Source organism: Alphaproteobacteria bacterium, assembly GCA_016722515.1.
Lineage (GTDB): Bacteria > Pseudomonadota > Alphaproteobacteria > Rickettsiales > JADKJE01 > JADKJE01.
In genome coordinates this window covers 172667-199482 of record JADKJE010000003.1, presented here as the reverse complement: position 1 = coordinate 199482, position 26816 = coordinate 172667, and the positions used below count along the sequence as shown (strand labels likewise).

Annotated in this window: 17 protein-coding genes, 1 tRNA gene and 1 pseudogene; 5 read left to right on the top strand and 14 right to left on the bottom strand. The window is 42.8% G+C overall.

Annotation, left to right across the window (positions count from 1 at the left end):
- Positions 1–31 precede the first annotated feature (31 nt).
- The gene (locus IPP74_09575; protein MBL0319516.1) at positions 32–6232 is read right to left on the bottom strand and encodes a hypothetical protein; all 6201 of its coding nucleotides are present in this window, start codon (positions 6230–6232) and stop codon (positions 32–34) included.
- A gap of 314 nt (positions 6233–6546) precedes the next feature.
- Between IPP74_09575 and IPP74_09570 the strand changes: the two genes are divergently transcribed.
- Positions 6547–6987 (top strand): hypothetical protein, encoded by a 441-nt coding sequence (locus IPP74_09570; GenBank protein MBL0319515.1) that lies wholly within the window; start codon positions 6547–6549, stop codon positions 6985–6987.
- 230 nt (positions 6988–7217) lie between these two features.
- Here IPP74_09570 and IPP74_09565 read toward each other — a convergent pair.
- The 4 genes and pseudogenes from IPP74_09565 to rph all read right to left on the bottom strand — a co-directional run bounded on the left by IPP74_09565 (position 7218) and on the right by rph (position 12383).
- Positions 7218–10639: pseudogene (locus IPP74_09565) on the bottom strand (acyl-[ACP]--phospholipid O-acyltransferase).
- A gap of 245 nt (positions 10640–10884) precedes the next feature.
- A tRNA-Met gene (locus tag IPP74_09560) sits at positions 10885–10961 on the bottom strand.
- 79 nt (positions 10962–11040) lie between these two features.
- A complete protein-coding gene (gene rdgB, locus IPP74_09555) occupies positions 11041–11649 on the bottom strand; it encodes an RdgB/HAM1 family non-canonical purine NTP pyrophosphatase (GenBank protein MBL0319514.1) in 609 nt (202 codons plus the stop codon).
- Positions 11650–11657: 8 nt separating this feature from the next.
- Positions 11658–12383 (bottom strand): ribonuclease PH, encoded by a 726-nt coding sequence (rph, locus tag IPP74_09550; protein MBL0319513.1) that lies wholly within the window; start codon positions 12381–12383, stop codon positions 11658–11660.
- Positions 12384–12491: 108 nt separating this feature from the next.
- Between rph and grpE the strand changes: the two genes are divergently transcribed.
- Positions 12492–13127, top strand: coding sequence for a nucleotide exchange factor GrpE (gene grpE, locus IPP74_09545; GenBank protein MBL0319512.1), 636 nt, complete (start codon positions 12492–12494; stop codon positions 13125–13127).
- A 187-nt stretch (positions 13128–13314) separates the two neighbouring features.
- On the opposite strand, the gene IPP74_09540 is transcribed toward grpE, so the two are convergent.
- The 4 genes from IPP74_09540 to IPP74_09525 all read right to left on the bottom strand — a co-directional run bounded on the left by IPP74_09540 (position 13315) and on the right by IPP74_09525 (position 17252).
- Positions 13315–14118 carry a class I SAM-dependent methyltransferase gene (locus tag IPP74_09540; GenBank protein ID MBL0319511.1) on the bottom strand — a complete coding sequence of 268 codons (804 nt, stop codon included), beginning with the start codon at positions 14116–14118 and terminating at the stop codon, positions 13315–13317.
- Complete coding sequence (gene mazG / locus IPP74_09535) at positions 14097–14912, bottom strand: nucleoside triphosphate pyrophosphohydrolase (protein ID MBL0319510.1); 816 nt, start codon at positions 14910–14912, stop codon at positions 14097–14099. Before mazG ends, IPP74_09540 begins: the two co-directional genes overlap by 22 nt.
- 6 nt (positions 14913–14918) lie before the next feature.
- Complete coding sequence (locus IPP74_09530) at positions 14919–15719, bottom strand: hypothetical protein (protein ID MBL0319509.1); 801 nt, start codon at positions 15717–15719, stop codon at positions 14919–14921.
- Between the two features lie 363 nt (positions 15720–16082).
- Entirely contained in the window at positions 16083–17252 is a 1170-nt protein-coding gene (locus IPP74_09525) for a coproporphyrinogen III oxidase (protein MBL0319508.1), read from the bottom strand.
- Between the two features lie 246 nt (positions 17253–17498).
- Between IPP74_09525 and IPP74_09520 the strand changes: the two genes are divergently transcribed.
- Positions 17499–19025: a hypothetical protein gene (locus tag IPP74_09520; protein MBL0319507.1), complete on the top strand. Its 1527-nt coding sequence runs from the start codon at positions 17499–17501 to the stop codon at positions 19023–19025.
- Between the two features lie 186 nt (positions 19026–19211).
- On the opposite strand, the gene IPP74_09515 is transcribed toward IPP74_09520, so the two are convergent.
- From IPP74_09515 to IPP74_09500, 4 genes are read right to left on the bottom strand one after another with little or no spacing between them, the layout of a single operon-like run.
- A complete protein-coding gene (locus tag IPP74_09515) occupies positions 19212–20093 on the bottom strand; it encodes a ribose-phosphate pyrophosphokinase (protein MBL0319506.1) in 882 nt (293 codons plus the stop codon).
- Between the two features lie 36 nt (positions 20094–20129).
- On the bottom strand, positions 20130–21620 hold the full coding sequence (locus IPP74_09510; protein ID MBL0319505.1) for a thymidine phosphorylase family protein: 1491 nt from the start codon (positions 21618–21620) through the stop codon (positions 20130–20132).
- 9 nt (positions 21621–21629) lie between these two features.
- Positions 21630–22991, bottom strand: a complete 1362-nt coding sequence (locus IPP74_09505; GenBank protein MBL0319504.1) for an MBL fold metallo-hydrolase — start codon at positions 22989–22991, stop codon at positions 21630–21632.
- Positions 22992–22999: 8 nt separating this feature from the next.
- Positions 23000–24247 carry a penicillin-binding protein activator gene (locus IPP74_09500; GenBank protein MBL0319503.1) on the bottom strand — a complete coding sequence of 416 codons (1248 nt, stop codon included), beginning with the start codon at positions 24245–24247 and terminating at the stop codon, positions 23000–23002.
- A 41-nt stretch (positions 24248–24288) separates the two neighbouring features.
- Between IPP74_09500 and rsmI the strand changes: the two genes are divergently transcribed.
- Complete coding sequence (gene rsmI, locus IPP74_09495) at positions 24289–25149, top strand: 16S rRNA (cytidine(1402)-2'-O)-methyltransferase (GenBank protein MBL0319502.1); 861 nt, start codon at positions 24289–24291, stop codon at positions 25147–25149.
- A gap of 430 nt (positions 25150–25579) precedes the next feature.
- Positions 25580–25939 carry a YraN family protein gene (locus IPP74_09490; GenBank protein MBL0319501.1) on the top strand — a complete coding sequence of 120 codons (360 nt, stop codon included), beginning with the start codon at positions 25580–25582 and terminating at the stop codon, positions 25937–25939.
- On the opposite strand, the gene IPP74_09485 is transcribed toward IPP74_09490, so the two are convergent.
- Positions 25923–26810, bottom strand: coding sequence for an SDR family oxidoreductase (locus IPP74_09485; GenBank protein ID MBL0319500.1), 888 nt, complete (start codon positions 26808–26810; stop codon positions 25923–25925). The two genes, IPP74_09490 and IPP74_09485, sit on opposite strands and share 17 nt — an antisense overlap.
- Positions 26811–26816 lie beyond the last annotated feature (6 nt).

The window sequence follows — 26816 nt, the reverse complement described above, 5'->3', positions numbered from 1 at the left end:
GAATTGTGGCACGTGCTTATTGCCTTCCATATTAAAGGAAACGAGCATTATTTTTGGATGAAACGTTTACATTCTTAGCAAGATTATCTTTTAACTTTTTAGCCATTTCAGGGGATGCCTTCATTGAGTTTTTCTCCATGTTGGCCTGCGACTGGGCTTCAAACGCAGCTTTATTGGATTTCGTTTGTTCGCTATGATTGGAATGACACTTCACTCCAAAAATTCCAGCTGCCAGTGCGGCACCTAAGACGCCTATAAGAATAGGCGTAACCGCAGGCAGCATCAGGCCTACGGCTGCGGCCATCACAGGTATTACTGGAGCCACAAAGAAACTTCCAATCAATAACGCCCCCGCGGCGAATCCCCATTCTGAAAACGCAACTACTTTAGCCGCCAGCGACCATGAAGCAGGTTTGGGTTCGCTCATGGGGGTGGTGCTCGCAGCCGTGGCTGAAGCTTGAGGTTGAGCTTTGGATTGAGCGTGGTTTGAAGATTTCGCAACCTCGGTTTTATTATGCCCCTCTTGGATTTTTTTGTGACGTCCTGGTTTGGGCTTAATTTGATTGGCATGAGGCTGCGGCGCATTCTGATTAAGTGGATGTTGGGGAATTATTGGATTCATGATCACGGGTTGTGGAGCCACTGGATTTGCTACATGCCCCTCAGCACCGTGTATGTTATTTTCGATGATCTGGGGTTCTTCTAAATAACCATTGTTGCGTTCCAGCCCATGTAATACATAGGCATTTGCCCCGTCTCTAACGGTATTTGAACGATACTCCCTGTCCACATGCTCCCGCGCATCAGCGTCACTTTGTATCACGTTATGGGTCGAACTAGAGGCTTGAATTGCGTTACCAACAGCATTGCTATACTGCGTCAGCGCTTGCATCAAGTTGACTACTACTGCGTCTTCAGTAATCGCTCGCCCGCGGTTCGCGATTATTCCTAATTCATCACTATTAACATTAAATTTTGTCTCTAAATCGCTAACTATCTCTGCAAAGGCTACTCTCGTTGACTTCTTACCCTGATCAGAAGTTAGTGCCTGACGAATTACCTCAACATTCTCTGGTGTTGGGTGAAGTATTTTCTCCTTAATTTCTTCTCTTCTAGTCTTATCAATTTGGTACTGTTGTATCCGTGCTGCTTGAATGATTTTAGGTGTGTTATATATCCCTAAGTTATTGGCAACAACGCCATTAGCATCAACCACCTTTTGTTGCCCATGGCTTTGGATCAATTGACCGATAGTTTTATGGTAATTACCAAGAGCATTTTCTATCTCATTGACGTCTAAATTATTCTGTATTATGTGATCCGCTAGTTGCTGTAATTCTTGTAGCTGGTTAGGACCAATCATAAATGGATTATTATTAAGACCAGCATCAAGTTGATCAAACGCGCTTCTTATCTCTTCCAGGTGGTTTTGGTGCATTGTCATTAACAATACGGAGTTTTCGGCTGATGGATTAAGTATATAGCGTTTACAGTCATCTATTGTTTGCAGCCTTGGCTGTTGTGCTTGATGGGCGTTTTCGACAATACCTTGGATTTGATCTTGAATGAGACGGTTAATGTTTGTCTGTACCTCATTTCTTAGTAATTGGCTCAAAACCTGGTGAGCAGCCTCAGGATAAGCCGCATGAATGGCCGCATTGATGCCCGTTTCATGCTCATTTGAAAACAATTGTATTATGCTGGGTGATAATTGATCCCTTGCACCTGTATCATCGTTATTCTTCCTAAGAATATTGGCAAGCACCAGGCATGTTTCGTCATCGCACTCATTCTTATCAACCAAGCTCTCCCAAAATTTCTTTTTAACTTCAAAAAAATCCTGATCATGCTTCAAATGATCAGGTTTTTCCAAGCTCGCAACCTTACTCACCAGGTCTTTAACCAATTCATCAACTTCATACTTTAAAAATCGTCGTATCTCGTTTATCTCATTATTTTCTAGCCAATTACCCTTAACAATCTCTCGCATTATCGCGCCATTAGAAACGGCTAATTGAACCTTTGGTAGTTTAGTTATTAATTCATCGAGGGCACTCTTCTTAGGTTCATGCACTCTCTTATTCATAAAGGGTTCAAGTTTTAATTTCTGTGAAAATTCACTTTCGTTCCGTTTGTCTTCACTTACAAATTTATCGATATCCTCACTAAACGTACTAAATAAAACATTAAATCTCTTATTTTTATCATTAATATCAATCTTATCTTTATCAGATAACAGTAATTTGGCTTCATCAAGAAAAATAACAATAACTCTATAACTATAAAATTCAGATAATTTATGCAAGTTATTGACCCATAATTTAATACCTTCGTAATATTCCTTGCCACTCATGACATAGGGCTTTTTACCGTTTTTATCCGGGACATCCTGGACATCAATTTTCTTAAACCATTGACCTGCGTATTCTTTAATATACAGTTCATTTATTCCTGCTCCCGTTGCATCCAATAATATATTTCCTATTTTTGTTCTATCTAACCACTCTTCGTCATAAATTTTATATACACCATGAATAAATTCACGACGAATATCATCTGAATAAACTGAAATATTCCTATCGCTATTGGCCCACGCCTTGTTACACAAGGCTTTAATTTGACCCATTCTATCTAATTCATCATCTTTTACATTCTCTAAAAAAAAATTTTTGATTCGCTCGTCGCGCCTTAATTTTGAGGGAACCACCGATTTAAGGGCCCTCTTCCTCTCGTCCTTAGTCTTGGCGGTAGCTAATTGAGCTAACGCTTCTAAAAGCCGAAGACCTATCCCAGATTCACATTCACTTCTATGGAGGACCTCTATTTTTTCATTTATTTTCTCTTTATCAGATGTGCTTTTCAATTCTTTTTTCTTTGCTTTCCTCTTTTCCATATATGATAATTCAGGTTTATATTCTTCACAATTTTTTTGATTTTTAAAAAAATCGTTAACCTCATCATCCTTAATACTGTCTTTTGCTTTTTTCTGGTAGTAGGATTTATTTTTATTAAAATAGCTGTTTAAAAAACTCTTTGCTAACTCAGTCGCCACCCCTCCATATATGTATTGAAATGCCTTTTTCTCAGATCCATTTAGGCAATGAGAGAGCGGTTCACATAATATAACAAACCCATTTCTAAAATGCTGTTGAATTTTTTTCTTTGATTCTTCATATAATTTGTTATAACTTTTCTTCATTTTCATTAAACACAATATCATATTATTATGATCAATATGTTCAATTTCATCAATAATGCTATTTTTATCTTGTGTATGAAATTCTTTATTACACAATTCATTTACATTATTAAGAACAGATTTTTTTTCTAATTTATCCATAAATGCAGAAAACTGCACGGGATCTTTCGACAACGCATAAAACATCACATTCAAATTAGGGGCTTCTTTCAATAATGCTTGAAAATCACTGACAGTTTTCTTAAATTCTGTCAGTAACAGCTCACTCTTTCCTATATGAATGGAATCCCATTTCCCCTGTAATGATATCTCGCGGGTGCGGAAAAGATCCTTTGCGTTGCTAGTAGCATAGTTCTGTAAATCTGGTTCCAATGCCCTATAAATAACTTTGAGTTTTCTCCATTTATTCTCTATATGCTCTATTGGTAGGCGCAACGTTTCCTGATGTGTGAAAATAGTCTGTATTGTCTGCTTAAAAATGGATTCTTTGACTTCACCGTCACTATAGTTAGTGAACGCACTTTGAAGCGGTTCGTTAACTTTTAATAGCGTCTTAAATTTGTTTAGTTTTTTAATAAATATACTTACAGAAAGAAGCTGCTTATCGTTGAGACTAACCTTATTGCACTCATCAATAAAACCATTTAACCCGTTAATTACATTTCCATTATTTCCTATTCCTGCCGCACATAATGTCTCAGTCGTTGCTAATTTTTGAAATCGACTCTCGGGCCCCAATACCATAGCCTTAAGTAGAGACGTATCAAGGACTCTCTTTCTATGATATGTTTTTAATTTCTTATAAATAGACTCACTTCGAAGTTCTCTTATTTTTTTTTGATCAGCGGAAGAAACTAAATCTTTCCAAGGCACCGCTGGGTCTTTTAAGTCAAAAACTTTTTCTGCTTTACAACGAGATAACCAATCAATAAATCGCTTATCCACAAATAAATGAGGATTACTTTCAATAATCTCTAATATCCCCTTAGATACGGATTCCATCGCAAGAACATAGTGATCCGTGATTGCCGCTTTAATGTAATCTTTTTGTTCAGGTGTCAATAATTCGCTAACGACAGGCCCACTATTATTATGACTTTGAAGTTCACCAAACAATGATTCTAAATCAGGATCCTTTATCTCCTTTATATCCGATAATGTAGCAGCTCTAGACACACTCTGCAGTTGAATATAAGATTCGACCTTTGCATGATAGCCCTCAGAAGTCAGATTTTTATTGCTAAACGATTCAATATAGGCCTTCACTTGGTGATGCATTCTCTGCGGTAGGATTATTCTATCTGTTGCGTGTAATGGCTCTTTCGCTGTGTGCTTCGTTACCCGGTTATTGATTTCCTTTTTTCCCAGATTCTTTTTTTCTTTCTTTCCTTCTTTCTTTCCTTCTTTTGTACGAGCCTTAGACGGCTCCCTCTTCCTTGGCGGCTCTTTGCTCAGCGGTGCTTCGATAGATAAATCAGGCATCAGTTCCCGCATTTTTTTTGCTGGCTCGCGGCTCGGTTGTGAAAAACGCTCCATATAACGACTGCTTCCTGTTGAAACGACAGAAATGGCATTATACGTTGCCCACCAACCACAATCAGAACCGCCTTCCTGTTGTTTAATATTGGGATTTTTTTGATATTCTGGATTGATTAAAGAACTATCTCTGCCATCAACATATAAGTTATCGAACACACCCATCATGCCTTTCGTGATGGTACAATCATTCAGCGAATCAATAAAAAAAACCTGCTCCATGTCATTATTTAAAGGCTCTCCATTCGTTGGATGATAGTCTCGTGGTAATATCACACAGGTTACCCAATGCGCCCCACCTTTTGCAGTTGCATCTAGTTTCGACTTGGCTTTGGCAGAAGCAGTGTTAATAACCATAACAATAGGTTTTTTAAGGCGGTCACCATCTTCTATATTTTGTATCGATTTACGTTCATTATCCAGCATTATACAATTTACTAAAGCACCTTGCAGAATCACTAAACCATCCCTAGCCTCTTTATCCTCTGTAGAGAGTGGTGTACGAATCGAAAACGATGCTGGATCAATCACATGGGTACTGCTACCCAACAACGATACAAGCTGAGTATTGATACCGTGGTCAGTTGCCCAAACATCACCTTTATTTTCTATTTTACTTTCTTCTAATGCCCTTGGGAATTCTTCTTGTTCACTATTACTCGACGTGTCATTTGACGAATTATGTTCATTCCCACTTCGATTCTCGTCAGTCTTGATCTGTAATAGGGACGTTAAAATATCACGCTTCTTTTGATTCTCTCTCGCTTCATTGTTTAGGATTTTTTTTGTTTCATCTATCAATTGATTAAAGTCATCCAGAGACATTTTTATAAAAGAATCTTTATTAAAATTTTTTCCTGAATTTATCTTTTTATGTACGATTCTACATGGATTAGTAAACAAACTTTTTTCCATGATCGTAGTTCTGATTGAATTAGCAATTTCAACACTCGTTTTTACCTCACGCGAGGACTTATATTCTTCAATTTTCGCTTTTGCCGATTCTAATTCTTTTTGCGTTTGCTCAAGTAATTTTAATTCTATATTGCTATTCTTACATGCTTTAATACTAAATAATTCTATAAGCTTCCCAATCTTCTCTTCGTATGATCTTGCTTTTTCATCACTTTCTGTTTCAATCAAGTTATATAGGTCAACCAGCCATTGCGGATACAATTTTTCCCTTATTATGCGCACTTTCTCCACTGTATAATTAACATTCTTACTTTCAAAATAACGACTCATCCTATCTTCAATATTAAAAATGTAATTACCGTACAATTGCTTTATAATTTCCAATTTTTCTGCATCGGATTCATACATACCTTTTTTTATATTGTTCTTAATGTTATTGGCATTATTTTTCATGGACATCAAAGTATGCTTGAATGCTTTGGCAAGCTGATCTTCCTTAACTCCTGGGTTACAATCAAAATCTGTTACCAAATCATCTGGTAACTTAAAATTACGTATGCATTCAAAAATGCCATCTAACATACATTACATCATCAGACAATATTAGAAATAAACCCTAAAAACAAATAACCCTAGTCTAAATTATAACACACAAATATAAACATAAAATTTAATAATGAACAATTAATCCCAAAAAACTTATTAATAGAAACACTATAAATATGTCATATTATTGGCACGAAGCATTATGAATTGCGCTGTTTGACCAACACGATTCTTCGTTAACCTCTCAAAAAATAAACAGGCATTAACGATTGTGACACAAATATTGCTATAATATAAATTGATAATTTACTAAAATTATATTAAAATAGATTAAAAATATGGAGCGTATCATGTCTAACTCTACTGATTCACAGAAAGCTAATTTTGGTACACGACTTCAAGGCGCAACCAATCATATTTTCGGTGCCAAATCTGGGAAATTAAATCTAGGTGATTTTGACAAGTTAGTCATCAACGGCCAGGACAAAAAGACCATCACCGATCCCGAAACGAAGGAACCTCGCCCTGTCAGCACGGATATAACTCCCGACAAAATGAGTATACAAAAGTTTTTCATGTTTGCTCCGATCCATTTGGGGGTAACCCTGGTAAATGCGGTACTCAAACTATCACGATTTTTGTCTGATGATAAAAAGAGCACGGATAGCGCTAACAAAAGCGCTACTACGACAACGCCTACTTCAGCGCAACAAGTAACACAACAGATTAAACCTGATGCTACTCCCGCAGTACCATCCGCCCTGCGAAACAGTGCAGCGCGTGCAGCTTAGGATAAGATAACGAGATTGGTAGCTGACTACTATACGTGGGTTGAAGCGAAGCGTAGTGGCAATGGCAACGTAAGCAACGCAACCAGCATAATTCCCTTATTTGCTACGTATGAACCAGATACAGAGGCCTGTAGTCATTCTGAAGATGACGGAGCGTGTCGGAACGGCACGTCATCGTCAACCGTCTAAAGTAGTATGAGCCGTAGGCGAGTACTGCTTTAGACGGATGGTCAGATTCCTTCTAGCTGGAGTATCACCCGCTTCACTTCCTGATAATCCACTTTTCCTGTGCCAAGCAGCGGAATGGCATCCACACGGTGAATTTTCTTTGGAATCGAAATTTCAGGCATTTTATGCGCTCTGAAATGCTGTATAATATCCTCACGGTTTACCGATTTATCATTGGTTAAAATCAAGATCTGTTCCCCTTTTTGGGGATCAGGAACCGTCACAGCAGCATGCATTAAGCCTGGCGATAAAAGATCAAGAGCCGCTTCTACCGCCGTAAGCGACACCATTTCTCCACCAATTTTTGCAAAACGTTTGGTACGTCCTTTTATGGTGATATAGCCGTCTTTATCGATCACCACAATATCACCGGTATCATACCACCCTTCGTGCGGTGGCTGTAACTCGCCCGGGTTTTCTGCTTTAAAATAACCCAACATGATATTAGGCCCCTTGACCCAAAGCTGCCCACCTTCTTCAATACCTGGCAAGGTAACAAGTTTCCATTCAATGCCGGGCATAAATCTACCAACGGTGCCAATTCGGCTTTGCATAGGAGTGTTGGTGCTGATCACAGGTGCTGTTTCTGTTGCGCCATAGCCTTCAAAAATGCGTACACCAAATTTTTGGCTATAGGCTTTACGTGTTTCTTCTTTTAATTTTTCAGCCCCAGCGAACACATAGCGAACACTGTGCAAATCATAAGGATGTGCAAAACGGGCATAACCCGAAAGGAATGTATCTGTACCAAAAATAATGGTGGCATTGATATCATAGACCAGTTCTGGCACAATCCGATAATGCAGCGGGGATGGGTAATAAAAGGTTTTAATTCCTGAGAGAATAGGCAGCAATGTGCCCCCCGTTAAACCAAACGCATGAAACATCGGTAGGCAATTAAAGACTTTATCCATAGGACCAAAATCAATACGGCTGGCCAACTGGCAGCGATTAGCCTGGATATTGGTATGCGAAAGGACTACCCCCTTAGGCGTTCCTTCTGAACCAGACGTAAACAGGATAAAAGCGGGTGAATCTGCATTCACCCCACGCCCTGTTATTTTATACAACACCTCCGGTATAACAGAAGCTATCAGCCCATATAATTTATCAAACAGCGAGACATCCTTACGTAAAGTTTCTAGATAAACCACGTTTATGCCAGCTTCCAGCAATGCCGCAACGACCGCATCCATTTTACCTGCGGTAACAAAACGCTGTGACGTGAGGATTGTTGCAATATGCGCGGTCTTGCATGCCGTGATGATCTGGGAGCTTCCGGCAGAAAAATTTATCATCCCCGGTATCCGACCAAAAGCGTGCAGGCCAAAAAATGTTAGGGCCATGGTGATGGATGTCGGCAACATCAACCCAATCGTGTTTTCATTTGGAAAGTGAGTGGTGATAAGCCTGCCAAGGACAAAACTGCGCGCAATAAACTGACGGTATGAAAGCGGTTTGCGTTCAATATCTTCGGCAATGAGATGGCTGCCCCCATGGACCGCTTTGGCTGAAAGTAATGAAGCAAATAACGTTTGCTGGTAGTCACTGCTGTCGAACATCATCTGCGACATAGTATCATAGAGTTGTAGTCCAGCCATTTGCCGACGTTTGCGCCCTTTTACTTCTTCGGGTATATGAAATTCACACGCAGGCAAAATCGTCAGGGTTACTTTAGGGAACCAGCGAATATGCACTTTGCCTTTTAATTTGGAAAATGGGGTATATTGTGCCCCGTCAATCCGCACAGGCAATATAGTTGCGCCGGATTTATCGGCTATCATCCCTGGACCTTCATAGATTTTCATCAATGCACCTGTAACCGTAATCCTCCCTTCTGGAAAAATCATACATTTACGATTTTTCTTAAGAGTATCGATCAATGATTTAGTTGCCGGGGATTGGTTGGATCAAGCGGAAACGCATCCACCCATAACAATAACGGCTTCATCCACCAGTTACGAGCAATCGTGGTATTAATGGCAAAGGTAATTTTATCTGGCAAAAACGCCGCTATGACCGCCGCATCTAAAAACGAAGTATGGTTGGCAATAATCAGCACCCGTTCACCCGCTGCCTTATAATGTTCCATCCCTTTAACCTCAACACGGTAACAGCATTTCAGCACAATGCGCGCAAGGGAACGCAGCAAGGCATCTGGCAACAACATGCAGATATAAATAGCGGCTATAGCGCTACCCATGGCAATGGTGAGGAATATTTGCGGAATCGTAAACGACAAAGAGAGCATGATTAACGTACCCACAGCAGATAACACCATGAACAGGGCATTCATGACATTATTGGCAGCAATAATACGGGCACGGTGGATAGCTTCGCTATCATGCTGCATGATTGCATATAAGGGCACAATATAAACACCCGCACATATAGCCACCAACAGTAAATCAGCAAGAATATGTAACCCCTTGGCATTTGCCAGGAATTCCCAGGCATTCAGTAATCCTACGACTTGTGGCACATAATGACTGGCAGAGTATAAATCAAAGGTAAACACCGCAATACCGAGTGCGGCCAATGGAACATAGGTGCTTTGAATTTGCCCACGCAATAATTTATTACACAGCATGGAGCCAATACCAATCCCTACCGAAAAGACGGTAAGAAATAAGGTAACCACGGTTTCATCCGCATGTAATACATCTTTAGCATAGGTTGGAAACTGTGCCAGAAAAGTTGCCCCCACCAGCCAAAACCAGGAGATCCCGATGATACAGCGAAATACCCTGCCATTCTTGCGCCCAAAACCAATCATCCTCCACGTTTCCTGGAAGAGGTTATAATTGATACGAAGTGCGGGTTCAGGTGCCGTAGCGGCAGGAATAAAACGGCTTGATACATAGCCAAGGATAGCTGTTAGGATTAAAACGGCCGATAAAATCGTAATGCCGTGATTTTGTAAAATGAGTAAGCCGCCCGCAATCGTGCCCAGCAAAATGGCCAGAAATGTTCCAGATTCAATATACGCATTGCCCGAAAGCAGCTCTTGATCATGCAGATGCTGCGGCAGTAGCGCATACTTGATCGGCCCAAAAAAGGTTGAATGCACCCCCATGCAAAAAAGTGATACTAAAAGAAGCCATACATTCTCAAGGTAGAATCCTACCGACGCGCAGACCATAATAACGATTTCGACCACTTTAATCACACGCGTAATTTTGGCACGGTCATATTTATCAGCTAATTGCCCAGCCGTTGCTGAAAAAAGAAAGAAGGGCAGAATAAATAAGCCTGCAGCCACCGTCACCAGCATTTGCGGATTTTCGCCATAGGCTGTGGCTATACGGTAGGTCACAAGCATGACAAGGGCATTTTTCAGCAAATTATCATTAAACGCCCCCATGAACTGCGTAAGAAACAACGGCAGGAAGCGTCTGGTGTAAAGTAAGGTAGGTAAAGACATACACCCTCAAAATGATTGAATTATATAAACATCGCCCCGATAGAACGCTGAGCTAGCGTAGGAAAAAAACTCATAAAAAATAAAGTGAAGAGTCTCCGAAAGAATCTCCCTATGCTCTAACAATCTCCTGGATGGCTTCCCGCTTCGCTCCTTTGGAGCTACGCAGGAATACGCTCCACCCGACAACGTGTCCGCCGAAGCTTCTAAGAGGCATAGGTAGAAGCTCGTAAGGCGGCGTAGGGTGGTGGTGGGGGATGAGGGACTTGAACCCACGACACAGGCGTTATGAGCGCCCCGCTCTAACCAACTGAGCTAATCCCCCGAAAGGTAGACCATTTACGAAAAAACGTAAACATGAATACTGAATATAACATCTTCTCTTCAAACTGCCAACCGTGTTTTTAAAAACAACCCTGGATAAATTTTTCAAAGGCGCGGGCGCGGTGGCTGATGGCGTGTTTTTCTTCAGGTGTCATCTCAGCAAAGGTGACACGCTGACCATCAGCAACAAAGATAGGGTCATAACCAAAGCCATGGCTACCTCTGGGGGGGAAACTCAGAGAACCATCCACTCGGCCTTCAAAGGTTTCTACCCTGCCCTCTTCGCTGCCATCAGGCCACCATAACGCCAAAGCACAGATGAAAGCTGCGTTATAATTACCAGTACGGCTTTCAGAAATATCATGTTTAAGCTGTTCCATAGCAGATTCATACCCACCATTTTCTTCAGCCCAGCGGGAGGATTGAACTCCAGGAGCACCACCTAAGGCTTCCACCATCAATCCTGAATCGTCTGCCAGTGCAGGCATTCCAGCATGTTGACCATAATATTTGGCTTTAAGGATAGCATTATCAATAAATGTCTTACCTGTTTCGTCTGGCGATACGACACCATCGTGATCCAACCCAACCACTTCCAGTGGAAAAGGATGCAATAACGCTTTGATTTCTTTAATTTTTCCCTGATTGGCCGAGGCAATCAGCAATTGCTTTCCTTGAAATGCTGGCATAGTTAATCCTATTGCTTCCACTCAGGAAGCGCTTGTTTTTGTAACTGAATAATGGTTTCAATGGACGTTCCGGCAAGGCCTAATAATTCCTGAAACTGTACGGGCGTGAAGGAAATTTTTTCAGCCGTTCCTTGAATCTCGATAATGTTGCCACTGCCATTCATCACAAAATTAGCATCCGCCTCGGCGTTGCTGTCTTCATCATAATCCAAATCGGCGACCACCTGGCCTTTATAGATGCCGCACGAAATCGCAGCCACCTGTTCAATGATAGGATTACGGTAAATTTTTCCTTCCTTTAAGAGATAATTTACGGCATGGCACAAAGCAACATAACCACCCGTAATTGCGGCAGTTCGAGTACCACCATCTGCCTGGAGCACATCGCAATCAATGGTGATCGAACGCTCTCCCAGTAGCGGCAGATCAACCACTGCACGCAGCGACCGCCCAATCAAACGCTGAATTTCCTGGCTGCGACCCGAGGGCTTATTACTGGCAGACTCACGCTTGGAGCGGGTATGCGTCGCGCGCGGTAGCATAGCATATTCAGCAGTCACCCAGCCAGATCCCTTATTGCGCATAAACGAAGGAACCGACTCTTCCACCGAAGCAGTACATAACACCTGCGTATGGCCATAATTGATTAAACACGAACCTTCTGCATAACGGCTTACGCCCGTTTGAAATTTAATAGGTCGTAAATCCTGGGGTTGTCTTGCCGAAGGGCGCATAATTTTCCTTTAATATTTTTGATTAGGGGTTGAAAAATCATTTCCAAACACTATATACCTAACTATCATTCAAAATACTAGTTGTTATTCAATTTCCAAGGAGCCGCCATGCACGATGCCTCATCTACCGACCAAAACACCTCACCGGAATCTCCTGAGAGCAGCTTTGATCCTAAACAAAATGCAACGATCCAAAGCATCCTGAAAAATAGGCAGAGTGCAGCGGATATGTCTGCGGCCACAGAAGCACCAGCAGCACAAGTTGAAATCGAACAGCTGCGCCAGCAAATCAACGAAATGGAAGAACGGTGGAAGCGTGCAGAAGCCGATCGTATTAATCTCCAGCGCCGCGCCGAACAGGAAAAAGCCACCACTCGCGATTATGCTATCACCAATTTTGCCCGTGATTTAACCTCTATCCTGGATAATTTTTATCGGGCTATCGAAAGCGTCACCACCCCTGCTGACCAATTAAGTGGCGAAATGAAACATCTCTTCGACGGCGTCATTATGACCCAGCGCGAATTAGTCAGTGTGTTTGAACGCTATGGCATTAAACGGATCGTCCCACTGGGCGAAGCATTCCATCATGATTTTCATCAGGCAATGATGCAGGTCGAAGATGATGCGGTGGCACCGGGAACCATCACACAGGTATTGCAAGCAGGATACGTCATTAAAGACCGCTTGCTCCGCCCTGCATTGGTGTGTGTGGCAAAGGCCTCAGGGACTCCTACAGCTTAGAAAACTAACCTCGACTGAAACAACGAGTAACCGGCCAAAAGTCCTTACCCTCGTCCTCCCCAGCCCAAGTGGGCTGGGGAGGACGAGGGTTTGTGCTATATAAGCCCATTATTCTTCATGCTATTTCTATATCTCACTTTTTCTTTTTAGTTGCAAAACGTTCCGAAATAATTGAACACCAGAATGCTTATACCATCACATACACATCAAACCGAGCACTTTTGCCCGCCTTGGAAAAACTTGGTGTTACATCACCCAAAAACGATGCACGTGAGGGGCGTTTAACAACGACGCGCTTTGCTGCAACCTTTAATGACGCTTGCAGCAATTGTGCAGATTCATCTTCATCACCCTTTCCTAACAGTAACTGCAGGATTTGCATTTCCTTTTTGGCGAGAGATGTTTTTTTCTTTTCGGGAAACATGGGGTCAAGGTAAACCACTTCCGGCTTGTCATCATGGGATAATGAAGATAGCCAGTCTTGACTCTTATTCCAAAAACATTCCATTAAAATATCATCTAAATCAGATTGTTGTTTATAAATATGAATATTATACATTAGCATAAACCACAGCACCGGTGATTGCTCCAACACGATCATCTTCGCGCCTAAGGAGGCCAATATAAAAGCATCCCTTCCCCATCCTGCAGTCGTATCAACTACCGTTAAAGGCGTTCCATGTTTGAGGCCAATCGCTTCTGCTAGCGGCTCCTGGTGGATGCTGGTCTTATGGCTACGATAAGCCAGGGATGCCTCGGTAAAACCGGAACAATACTCAAGCTTTTGGTGTTGATGGTGAGTGTGGATTGATATCTGCAGATCTGAAACCACTAAGAAAATCCCGTCTTGATCTGATAGGGCACTCACAAAATCAAAGTGACAGGTCTGCGCTAAATGCTGAAGAAAGGGCTGGTTTATATGGGCGGTAGAAACAATACCAAGAAATGGGAGTTGGGACATATTACGTACTATTTCTTTGCCTCCTCCCATAATTGATCCATCTCTTCAAGTGTTGAATTCTGCAGAGACTTTCCTTTTACAGCAATAGCTTGCTCGATATAATTAAAGCGATGGATAAATTTACGGTTAGTGCGGCGAAGGGCCGTTTCTGGATCCAGTTTTAAATGCCTGGCAATATTGCACACAGCAAATAATACGTCTCCGAGTTCATCTTCTAACCGGTCATGATTATGTTCACGTTTATCAAGTTCTGCATAGAGTTCGTCTAGTTCTTCATGCACTTTATCAAATACCGGCTTCAGCGTTGGCCAGTCAAACCCTACTTTAGCCGCTTTCTTTTGAAGTTTAATAGCCCGCATTAAAGCTGGCAGGCCTACGGTCACATCATCAAGAATACTAGCTGGTTGAGATTGCTTATCGCTTTGTGCTAATCGTTTATCTTCTTTTTCTTTCTGCTTGAGCCTTTCCCAGGAATCTTCTTGTTGGGCAGCATTTTTAATATCAGCATCAGCAAATACGTGTGGGTGGCGATGGATGAGTTTTTGGCAGATAGTTTCGGCTACCTGTTCAAAATCAAATAGATTTTGCTCGTTCGCCATTTGCGAATGGAACACAACCTGTAAAAGCAAGTCACCTAATTCTTCTTTAAGCCCAGTCATATCTTCACGCTCGATAGCATCGGCCACCTCATAGGCTTCTTCAATCGTATGAGGCACGATCGAAGCAAAATTCTGTTCAAGATCCCACGGGCATCCGCCTTGGGGATTGCGAAGCTTCGCCATAATATCCAGAAGTCGTTGCATGGCATTATCGGATTGCATCATAGCGGCTTACCAGTAAATCAAGTTAAACGTAAATGCAATGAATGTCTGGTTGGGGTTGGCGGTAAAGAGTTCCTGCGGCGGTGGCGCAGCTTGCTTCACCTGTTCAAGCGTTGCCAGAGCAGCATCCCGAATGGCTGAATCGCGTACAGGATATGGGAAAAAATAACGCAGGATATTGCCATTCTTATCCACATGGACAATGACATTGACGGATACCATTTTTGAAGGGTCCTGAGGAACCCCGGTATGTTGAGTACCAAATCCTTTGGGCAACACCTGGTTCTGATTATATAAAATAGAAAGCTGTGCCGTATATCGTCCCTTTAAATTGGCAAGCTCGCGATCACCATCTGTATTGCCGTTACTCTTGCTAGAAGCCCCTGATTGAAATACCGGCTTATCGCCTAATACATGTTCTGTAGGTGCGGATGATACATACGCTTTACGAGCCATGGGCACCACCTCTAGGGTGTTACTAGGTATGTCGGCTCTGAATGGAACGGCAGGGCTTGGGGGAATTTTGCGAACCCATTTTTTAACCACCTCACCATTTTTTTTCTGCATTGCCACTGGCATCGTGTTTAATTCACCAACTCCTGCGGGATCGATATAATCATCATCTTGATCCTGCATGCGATGCCATATTTGGTTACCATTCGCATTGAGATTAAAACTGATAATACTAGGAATTTTAGGGGGATGTTGGATAGCCAATAACACTGGTATTCTCACCAATATGATACCATGAAGGATAGCCGCTACACATATACAGGTTAAGAAGGGGTAACGCAGAGCAATTGCGCGCATAAGTAAACCTCCCAGTTTTTAAGGATTTAAGGATTAGTTTAGAGGTGGATTTAACTTAATGCAAGGTTAATTCCAATCATTACTTAAGCCTTATTGCTCTGACAAATAATCAATTTTATGGACGAAAAATGTGGTTGGCTTTCTGCTTTTTTTACGTATCGATGAGTAACAATGATCTATGGATTGAAATAGAAATTACTTATTTCAATCCCAACCGCTAAAAACACCCAAACTGTTTTTCCAACGAACAACGATCGTCCTATCTTCCTGCAATATATCCTTAATCAAGACGCCCCAAAAAGTCAATACGATGCCGAAACCTGGAGTGTTATTGAGTACGATGGGATCGTCAGTCACATGAATTTATGGTGAAGCGTTAGTGCTTAAAAAGGTAACCACCTGATTTAAGACCAGCGCTCCTTTGCGGGTTAAACAAAGGATATCTGGCTGCGATTCTAATAAACCTTCATCCCTTAACAACTGCCTTCGTGCCTGTGGAAACAATATGTCTGCACTCACCCCTAAATGTTCTTCAATACGCTCAAGTGGTAGTCCCTCTTTTAAACGAAGTCCCATTAATAATAATTCATCCAGGCGCTCTTCCTGTGATAAAACGTCCCGCTGCTGTAAACCATGGCCATGTGCTTGAACTTTTTCCAACCAATTTTCTGGGTGGTGAATCGTCATAAACGATTCACGCACAGGCCCCGATCGGATACGGCCATGAGCTCCTGGACCTATTCCTAAATAATCAAGACTTCGCCAATAGGCTAGATTATGCTGGCACTCATATCCAGGCTGGGCATGATTGGATATTTCATAGGCAGGCAGTCCGTGAGCCTCCATAATGGCGTGGGTCAATTGGTAAAAATCATGAGCCAGCTCTTCACCTGGCATCTCAAAATCGTGTTTGGCATAGGCCTGATAAAAAGGCGTCCCCTTTTCGATGGTCAATTGATAGAGGGAGAGATGTTTTGCTGCCAAGGTCAATGCTTCACTCAGTTCTGCTTCCCATTCTCGCAACTGCTGTTTGGGCCGTGCATAAATTAAATCAAATGAATAATTATCAAATATTTCTGCAGCCATTGCAATAGCGCCCCGTGCTTCATCTGCTGAATGCTTACGCCCTAAAAAAGCCAAATCCTGAGGGTTAAGCGATTGAATGCCGAGTGACAATCTATTAATACCCGCATCCTTAAATGCTTTGAATTTACTTTTTTCACTTGAAGTCGGATTGGCTTCCAGGGTGATTTCTACGTTTTCCTTCACGTTCCACAGCTTATGAGCCTCTTCAATGATAGCAGCCGTAAGGGCTGGAGGCATAAGCGAAGGAGTCCCCCCCCCAAAAAAAATACTAACGACCTCACCTTGAGGTATCAAGCCTGCTCCATAGCGCAACTCCTCAATATAAGCCTCATACCAGCGATCATGATCCACTTTATCTCTCACATGAGAGTTAAAATCGCAATACGGACATTTGGCTAGGCAAAATGGGTAATGAATATACAAAGCAAAGGGAGTGCTAGACGACATGTTATTTTCTATTAAGTCACGATTAAGTCATTGATTTATCGGTTATAGCACGTTTAAACCTAATTATCCAGCTCACAACTTTTAGTTGATAAACTATTTATACATAATAACCTTAAATAAAACTACTTAAAATTGCTTAACTATATACCTATTTCAATCTTATATATACTTTAATTTTACTTGCATTTTATTTGTTGTGGTGTAAAATCCCCACCGAAAATGCACCAATAAGTAGGAATTAAAAGAATGGAAAATGCCTTAAAAGAAGCCTTAAATTTTATTAAAAACGCTGAATTAGTTTCTCACGTTGAAGTACAGTTGAAACAATTTACCGATCTATGTCTTAGAACCTCGACCACAGCTCCGAATTTTTACATAACAATTTGGGATAATAAGCTCTTGATCCAATCAAAGCACGACACGATTATTCACACCCATTGTTTGCTAACCCATACAACAGGAGGCAAACATAAGCGCCCGAAGCATGAATCACGGCTTGAGAAAGAACGCGATCAAGCTGCTAACCGATTTACTCCGGGCACCCATTATGGGCATGTGGCTGCTGGTTCTATCTTTAGATTTATCCAAGAAGATCTACCCAAGCCCTTAGACATTACACCAGTTGGCACCTTTAACCGCCAAAATGCTCACAGCAATGTTGGATCCTATGCCGGTGCAGAATGGTCTCTTCGCAAAATGCCTATCAACACTCCTGTCATTTTTTGCCAAAGCTATAACTCCATCCAAAATATAGACCCTTATGAAATAACAATTTATGCAGCTCCTACTCCTGAAACAATTCTTAATTTTGTTACCAAGAATTATACGCCCTATACTCTCCCTCCCGAACATCCGTGTTTTGTAGACCCCCAAAAACCTCTTTCTTCAACAGAAAGAGCCATTAAAGCCGTTGACTATTATGTAGGGAATGGCCATTTTCGCGGACTTCAAATACATCTCAGAGCACTTAGCAAAAATTCTTCGCCAAATGGCAAACAATTCATTGGCGATGCGATGGGCGGTTTAGAAGAAATATTCAGAAGAATTGAAGATAAGGATTCTTCACCAAGTGGCCCGACAATACAACGTATGCTATCTGAATGTTTTAAAGACGTAACGATGAAGGATCAGAATAAAAATTCAACATTTGCCTGTTGTATGAAAGCCGCACTTAAGACAACGGCATATAAATCGATCATTGCCAATAGAACTCAGATTATTAAAGACGTTCTTGCTTATGCCAATGGCGATTCTCATAATTTTTCTTTGGTACATTCTCAAGCACATCAGAAAGTGGCAGATAATTTTTTAAGTATCATCCAATTATCTCCTTCAACCTTTGAAGAATGCTCAACAAAACTCAAGGATGCTGTTATCCAACTTACATTCATAAAGGAACAAATGAAAGGACACGTTGGTCCTTATAGAAAATTCAATGTTGATGGGATAAAAACGTCAAACTTACACAAACGAAAAATGCTTGATGATCCGTCTCAAGATTCTCCAGCTCGCGATGCCAGCGATGGGCAACCTATGTTGACCAAATTAAGTAAGAAAACCCCCGAGGATTATTTGCACGCTGGTTCAAGCAATAATCTCTTTGTTGTCATGCAGAATAGTTTTCAGCCAAAAGATGAACCAAACGATACGGGCACCTTCTCCGAAAAGAGTGACTCTAAACCAGACCCTACTGACGTTAGAGAACCAGCTCAAGACTGGAAAAAGTATATTGACTTAACAAAAGAAAGTGACAATCTAAATGTTTTAAAATAAGGGGGGTAATCCCCCCCTCTCGGAGGAGGGGGGGCCGAAGGCCGGGGAGGTGTGAAAGCCAAGCACTCCTACCTGTCCGGACTCCCCTCACACCACCCCAGATTCATGCCAAAGACGGCATGAATCTGCCCCTCCTCCGAAGAGGAGGGTCAAAGGAAGCGAGCTCCTCCCCGGTTCATCAGATGCTTACTGCTTACCGATGACACGCGCTATAAGTGGGGACAGATCAATCTGGTTACTTGAGTGCTCGATGGTATTGCAAGTAATAATGCTTTTAACACCGGTGGCCAACAACCGTTGATAGGCATCTTCAGCAAAGACAGGATGCGTACCGATACAAATCGCAGGTTTTAGCTCAAGCAGCTGAAGATGTTTCACTGTTTCTATCATCGTATGGGCGGTAGAAATGATATCATCAACCAAGACTGGTGTATGGTTCTTGTATTCACTAACACGCGGCAGGGAAACGTTTACCTCGTGATCTCCAAAACGTTCTTTTGTGAGCACCTGGAAAGGAAGCTGCCCCAGCTGTGCTAACTCGGCAACCCACTGCCTGCTCTCCTCGTCAGGCCCAATAAGCAACGCATGGCTTACGTTGGATTGAATCCACGTAACAATCGCCGATGCCGCATGCACATTGTGAGTTGGAATCGTGTATATCTCACTTAAGTCATGGATACGATGCAAATGCGGATCAACCGTTACTAACCAATCAAAGGCTTTCGAAAGATAGGTCGCAGCAATCCGCGAGGTAACGCCCTCACCAGGATGAAATTGCGTATCCTGACGCATATAACCTAAATAAGGAGCAACCAATCCAACCCGTGTAGCGCCTAATTGGCGCAGAGTTTCAGCCAATAATATGAGGTACCATAATTTTGAATCGGGCTGATAAAGATTTGCTACCACGATCACCTCGTCACCTTTGACTGGTGTTTGGATGGTTGGCAGCGATTCACCATCAGGAAAGTGATGGAATGCATAATCTCCACACGGAATACCTAGCTGTAACGACAGGCTTTGTGCCATCCCTTTAGAATCAGGCCATGCTAATATTATCGGCATCATTACCTCCCATGATGAATGACATTGTGTCTTGCCAGACTAAACCTGTGCCACCTGCACAATCGTCTCATTTTTACTCATAAAATCAAGGACATACTGCAGTTGCCCGTGTGTCTGGGAATGGATAGTAAACAACACATCCCCTTTGAGTACCGGCTGGTGAAGCCTGACATGCAAATCAACACCTGCGGCTTTATCATTCGGTGCGCCAGCCAGTTTAGCAACCATGGCAATACGGCGATTATCAATGATGGACACTTTTCCATGCGTCCTAGACGTTATCGGATATGAGAAAGGAGCAACTGGAATGTCACGCATTCCCCCCTGTGCAAGGCAAATTGCTTTAAATTTTCTCAAGGCCTGGCCAGAGGTTAACACCTGCTCAGCTACTTTATACCCTTGCCCAGGCGCATATTGGGAAGAAAATTCAATAATATGGCCAGCTATCATTAATGCACGATCACGCAGATCCTGTGGGGCATTGACATTATTTTCAAGGACCGCCAAGACATCCCGCGCTTCCAGTGCCGGGCCCATTCCCCTACCCACCGGCTGGCTACCGTCCGAAATCATAATCTTGACTCCAATTCCCAATGCTTGTCCAACCGTGGCAAATAACGATTTTAAATTGTCTGCCATGTGTTGTCCGCGCACTTTCGCTGTTGCCCCAATCGGTATATCAATCACCACATGGGTTGAACCTGCCGCAATTTTTTTAGAAAGCACCGAAGCAATTAACTGGCCTTCACTATCAATATCTAAAACCCGTTCCACCCTGATTAAGATATCATCAGCGGGACTCAGCGATGCGGATCCTCCCCAAATAATACACCCCCCCTCCTGATTGACCACACGACGCATATCCTCTAGCGAAAGATCGACATTGGTAAACACCTCCATAGTATCGGCAGTACCTGCAGGCGATGTAATCGAGCGCGATGATGTTTTAGGCATGATGAAACCAAGTGACGTCACAATCGGCACCACGATCGGAGTCGTCCTATTCCCGGGGATTCCACCAACGCAATGTTTATCAACAATCATCGCTTGACTCCAATGCAGATGATCGCCTGTATTGATCATTGCCTGCGTTAAATCAATCACTTCCTTGCTATTTAAACGGCCACCGACACAGGATGTTAAAAAGGCCGAAATCATAATATCGGTATAATGACCAAGCGTTATATCATCGATAATTGCCTTTAATTGTCCATAGGACAAATTGTTACCATACATTTTTGAGCGTACATAACCAAGCGAGGCTGCCGGGTGAGCATGGCTGATTTGAATGGTTTGGCCTTCCTCAGCGTCTAAATATCGCCAACTATACTCACAAACACTCACCTGATCCGTGCTTAAAATATCTGAATCCACCAATTGCAAGGTTGCCGAAATTTCTTTCCCCTTATAGGTAATCAGTACCCTGGTATGAACCTCGAATCCTTCAGCAAGGCATACATGCGAATCACGGCGCAGGTAGACAACATGCTCCTTATACGTATCGATGCCCAACCGCTTCAGTTTCAGCATGGCTAATCCTCATAAAGTAAAGGTTTCTTGATAAATAGGAATGTCAACATGCCAGCCAAAACGCGCTTCAACTTTGGCTTTAAAACTTTCCGCTGCCGATTTTTCGCCGTGGGTGATAAAGACTTGTTTGGGAGCCTTCTTAGCGTGAGACAACCAGGCAAGCAGTTCTTCGTAATCGGCATGTGCCGAAACATTGTCTAGCACTTCAACCTTAGCTCGCACCGGAATCATTTGTCCGTATATCCTGATTTCCTTTTCTCCTCGTTGCAATCGCTCTCCCCTGGTTCCTGTTGCCTGGAACCCAGCCAGTAATATCGTGTTCTTGGGATCGGGTGCAAAATGAACCAAATGGTGGAGCACCCTCCCACCGGTTGCCATACCACTGGCCGATATAATCACCGCAGGCATTGTCAATTGATCCAGCGATATTGATTCTTCCTTGGTGTTGATATAGGTAGCCGTTTTACACATGTGGGCACATTCCTGATTCGTAAGCTTATGCCCACTCCTGTGGGTCTGCATGAGGTTAGTCACATCAACCGCCATTGGACTATCCAGAAAAACAGGAAGGTCTTTATGAATTCTGCCCTCTTGTTTAAGTTGGTCACATAACAATAATAATAATTGTGCACGACCTACAGCAAATGACGGAATAATAATACTTCCACCGCGCGCCGTGGTTTGATTAATCACGTCCGCCAGTTGATCTTTAGCTGGAAGTGGGTCATGAAGCCGGTTTCCATACGTTGATTCCATAACGAGATAATCGCTTCCAGGATAATATTCTGGGTCTAGTAACAATGGGTCGTTGGCTCGACCTATATCCCCTGAAAACACCATTGTTCCTTTAGGTGTTTTTAAGGTTATAAATGCCGCACCTAAAATATGCCCTACATGCGTATAATGAAAGGAAAGCTGCTCACCCAATAATATCTCATGACCATAGTCAACGGCTTCAATATTCTGTAAACAATCCTCTGCGTCTTCTTTCGTATAAAGTGGTTTAGCAGGATGATGCTTTGTATAATGGTAGCGATTTGCGCGTTCCGCATCACTTTCTTGTATGTAACCGCTGTCGGGTAATAATATCTTGCATAAATCACGTGTTGCCGGCGTTGCAAAAACCTTTCCCCGAAATCCTTGCTTAACCAAAAGAGGTAAATAACCACTATGATCAAGGTGAGCATGGGTTAATATGACAGCATCAATATGGCGAGGATCAATAGGTAACCGGTCCCAGTTTCGTAAGCGAAGTTCTTTCAGCCCCTGAAACAACCCGCAATCAACCAATATTTTTTTTCCAGAACATTCTACTAAATATTTTGAACCTGTAACCGTCTCCGTTGCGCCTAAAAACGTAATGCTAACCATATCATCCTTTAAAAATTGACAGGTGAGCGATCTATAACCCTTCCACCCGATTCAGTGACTTCAACAATCGCGAAACCACGTTGTGTGGTTCCATCCATCCCTAATCGTATGATACCATCAATTCCGATAAATCCTTGTGAATTCGTAAGCACCACTTTTCCATCTGCGCGTTTAGCTGCCGTGAACGCCAGAGGAAGCGCATCATAAGCCATCGATGCCAACCTCGGTGGTTCGCTATTAAACACCTCCTTAAACCGTCCATAAAAACGTTTAATCTGGTCGGGATCTGATGCTGGGTACCATGCGCCTTGGAGCAACGATTGCGATTGAATTTTACTCGATTCCCATTGGGAACTGCCTAGTATTTTAATATTCTGGCGATCCTTAAGATTGGCATCTAAATATGCTGCAATTTTAGTAAGGCTATCTCCACCTACGGGTATCACTATGGCTGATTTTTGCGTTTTATCTAGAAGCGTAACAAAACGTTTTAATGCAGCATCCAGTAACTCAGGCTTGCCGGAAAATAATTCGGTATGGGCCACTTTTGCATTACGCAAGCTAGTTACTTTCTGAACTTCATTGGCAACCGCATTACCATACGCATCACCTGGCGCCAATACATAAAAATTAGTATAGCCCTGATCAATCGCATAATCGGTAATCCGTTCAATCTGCTGGCGGGGGTCGGCCCCTAAGGCATAAATACCAGCCTGGGCAGCAGCAACATCATTGGTGAATGATAAGACCGGAATATCCAGCGTTCTTGCCGCAGGCGTAATTGCTTTGGTGGCCGAACTGAATACCGGGCCGATGATCATGTGGACTCCATCGTTTTTTGCTTTTTCTAAAGCGGATTTGGCTTCTTCATCGCTGTCTTTGGTATCATAGGGAAAAATACTGATATCCTGACGGTTCATGTCGAATAGAGCCAGAGTGGCGGCATCCAGCAACGCCTGACCAATCGGAGCTTTAGGGCCAGAAAGTGGCAGCAACATAGCAATTTTAACCCTGCGATCAAACAGAGGATTCGGCACCACCAGTGATGCTTCGTATTGCAGGGGCACGATTGAAAATGGTCCAGTCACCTTGTGTGCAGGTGCAGGATTATAAATAGGGGTAAGGGTTGTTAGTGGGGTTGTCACTGGACTTACCTGCCCTTCTGTTGCCTGTTCGGTTGCATAAACAGGCTTAGCCACAGCCAGTAATAGAAGTGATACACCAAGAATCGCTATTGCTTTGAGTCGTTTATTCATTATATGCTGCCTTTTGGTAAACCTGAAAATATGTTAAACGAATGATTGATCAAAGTAAACTCTCCCCTGGACTTTATCTCGTAGCTCTACCTATTGGTAACGCCAACGATATTACCCTGCGCGCACTCGATACCCTTAAACGGGTTGATATCATCGCCTGCGAAGATACCCGTACCACGGACAGGCTTCTCAAGCATCACGCTATCCAGGCCAGTATGACCTGTTATAACGACCATTCCACCGACCGCGACCGCAACCATCTCTTGCATTTGATCAATGATGGCAAAGCCGTGGCGCTGGTTTCCGATGCTGGAACGCCGCTTATTTCTGACCCTGGTTATAAATTAGTTGTGGATGCCTATGAACAACATATTCCGGTTGTATCACTGCCGGGACCATGCGCGTTAATTATGGCATTAACGCTTTCGGGATTGCCTTCCAACCGTTTTTTGTTTGAAGGTTTCTTACCGAGTAAAGAAAAGGCCAGGCGTGATCATTTGGAAGCCATCAAACATTATGAAGGAACACTTATTTTTTACGAATCTCCTAATCGTGTTGGCGAATCGTTAAAAGACATGGCTGACATACTCGGTGGACGTGATGCCGCGTTACTGCGCGAACTCACCAAAACCTATGAAGAAATTCAACGCAGCCCCCTGCCTGAACTGTATGATTTTTATGAAAAGAAGGGCAACCCTAAAGGCGAAGTTGTTATCATCGTTGGCCCTCCCCTTCCCAAAACACATGAAGTCACTGGATTAGTCCAGGTTGACGTAACCGCCATGCTCACGTTGCTGCTTAAAACGCAGAGTTTAAAAGATGCCGTGGCGATGACCGTGCAGTTAACGGGCCTAGGTAAAAATGATGTGTATCAATTAGCGCTGACGCTCAAAGGGGACTAGGGATTTCATGTTATGAATTTATTGCTTGAAATACCCTCCAAACAACACTGGTAAGCTTTATATTTTGATAATTTATACAATTTATCCATTCCATTAATTTGCAAAATAAGATATAAGCATGTTGCCCTGGAGTGGTTCCGGGGTATCCTGCCGATGGCAGGATAAACAGGCTATGGCTACCCATAGCTTTGCTGCTTCCTGGCAGGATTGTGATCCATACTTATGAGGAGAAATCCAATGAGAGTAGATAGAATCCTAAAAAGAACCGCAAGGCTACTGAAACTAGCCTTGCGGTTACTAAGACTGGTCTTAGCGTTTATTGAAACACTAAGATCTCTATAGGACCACAGAGGGTGTCTGGTTTACCCAGGCATCCTCTCCTGTTTGTATCGTAACTTAATTTACTAAAAAAATCAACCACTCCTACTCTATGCCATTTTCCCACAAACATCGAGCCTATCGTTTTGGAATCACCGCGGAATGGCTGGTGATGGTTTTTTATTTTATACAAGGCTATCGCCTCGTCTGCTGGCGCTATCGGTGTTCTTATGGCGAAATTGATTTAGTGTTTAAGCGTGGCACATTATTGATTTTTATCGAAGTAAAGGCACGCAGAAACAGTCACGAAACGGTTGAAAAAACGATTGGCTATAAACAACGGCGACGCATTAAACGCGCCGCCCAGTTTTTTATAGCCACCCATCCTCGCTTTCATCATTTTAGCTACAGGATCGATGCCATTCTCATTTCACGCCATGGCAAATCGAGTTGGATTAAAGAGGCGTGGTAGATTGCTTATAGATTGCCAAAAGTCCGTCCTTATAACTGGGATAAGCCAAGTCCACGCCTAGTTCTTCCTTCATTCGTTTATTTGCTACACGGCGGTTACTCTGATAAAAACTTCTCGCCATTTCCGATAAATCAGCCTCGTCAAAAGCAACCAATGGCGGCGGTGCCATTCCTAATAACGAAGCTGCATAAGCAACGACCTCATGCTGTGGGCATGGTTCGTCGTCAGCCAGATTATAGATACGGCCTGGGTTAGGTTTTTGCATGGAAGCCCATAGGGTCTGGGCGATATCCTCGACATGAATGCGTGAAAAAACCTGCCCTGGTTTATCAATACGCCTGGCCGTTCCATCCAGTAATGCGTCAAAGGCACTGCTACCAGGCCCATATATACCAGAGAGTCTAAATACCTGCGTTGGCAAACCCGAATTCAGCCATGATTGTTCTGCCTGCACACGCGCTTGCGTTCTCGTATTGGGCGGATTAACCGGTGTTTCTTCTGTCACCCACTCCCCCAGATGATCGCCATAAACACCGGTAGTTGATAAGTAACCAACCCATGTTAGATGCGGGAGTTTTTTTAACGCATCAATCATGGCAGGGTACACAATATCCTGGCCATTGACGGGAGGAATGGAAAGCAAAACATGTGTGATGCCTGCAGGGAATACCCATGCTTTGGACTCATTATTGTTATCTTGATTTGGCCAGAGGAACACCTCATCCAATACGTTATGGGCCTGCTTTGCTTTATCACTATTTCTTAGTGTGCCAGCTATTTTCCAGCCACGTGGTCTTAACCTTTGCGCAAGGCTTGAGGCGGTATATCCATAACCAAAACAAAATAAAGACCCAGCTTGTGTAGAAATCATAGGTAA

Coding starts and splice junctions, on each gene's coding strand:
- IPP74_09485 (MBL0319500.1), bottom strand. CDS start 26,810: ATGATTTCTACACAAGCTGGGTCTTTATTTTGTTTTGGTTATGGATAT.
- IPP74_09505 (MBL0319504.1), bottom strand. CDS start 22,991: ATGGTTAGCATTACGTTTTTAGGCGCAACGGAGACGGTTACAGGTTCA.
- IPP74_09530 (MBL0319509.1), bottom strand. CDS start 15,719: ATGCGCGCAATTGCTCTGCGTTACCCCTTCTTAACCTGTATATGTGTA.
- grpE (MBL0319512.1), top strand. CDS start 12,492: ATGCACGATGCCTCATCTACCGACCAAAACACCTCACCGGAATCTCCT.
- mazG (MBL0319510.1), bottom strand. CDS start 14,912: ATGATGCAATCCGATAATGCCATGCAACGACTTCTGGATATTATGGCG.
- IPP74_09575 (MBL0319516.1), bottom strand. CDS start 6,232: ATGTTAGATGGCATTTTTGAATGCATACGTAATTTTAAGTTACCAGAT.
- IPP74_09520 (MBL0319507.1), top strand. CDS start 17,499: ATGGAAAATGCCTTAAAAGAAGCCTTAAATTTTATTAAAAACGCTGAA.
- rsmI (MBL0319502.1), top strand. CDS start 24,289: ATGATTGATCAAAGTAAACTCTCCCCTGGACTTTATCTCGTAGCTCTA.
- IPP74_09525 (MBL0319508.1), bottom strand. CDS start 17,252: ATGTCGTCTAGCACTCCCTTTGCTTTGTATATTCATTACCCATTTTGC.
- IPP74_09570 (MBL0319515.1), top strand. CDS start 6,547: ATGTCTAACTCTACTGATTCACAGAAAGCTAATTTTGGTACACGACTT.
- IPP74_09500 (MBL0319503.1), bottom strand. CDS start 24,247: ATGAATAAACGACTCAAAGCAATAGCGATTCTTGGTGTATCACTTCTA.
- IPP74_09510 (MBL0319505.1), bottom strand. CDS start 21,620: ATGCTGAAACTGAAGCGGTTGGGCATCGATACGTATAAGGAGCATGTT.
- IPP74_09540 (MBL0319511.1), bottom strand. CDS start 14,118: ATGGGAGGAGGCAAAGAAATAGTACGTAATATGTCCCAACTCCCATTT.
- IPP74_09490 (MBL0319501.1), top strand. CDS start 25,580: ATGCCATTTTCCCACAAACATCGAGCCTATCGTTTTGGAATCACCGCG.
- rdgB (MBL0319514.1), bottom strand. CDS start 11,649: ATGCCAGCATTTCAAGGAAAGCAATTGCTGATTGCCTCGGCCAATCAG.
- rph (MBL0319513.1), bottom strand. CDS start 12,383: ATGCGCCCTTCGGCAAGACAACCCCAGGATTTACGACCTATTAAATTT.
- IPP74_09515 (MBL0319506.1), bottom strand. CDS start 20,093: ATGATGCCGATAATATTAGCATGGCCTGATTCTAAAGGGATGGCACAA.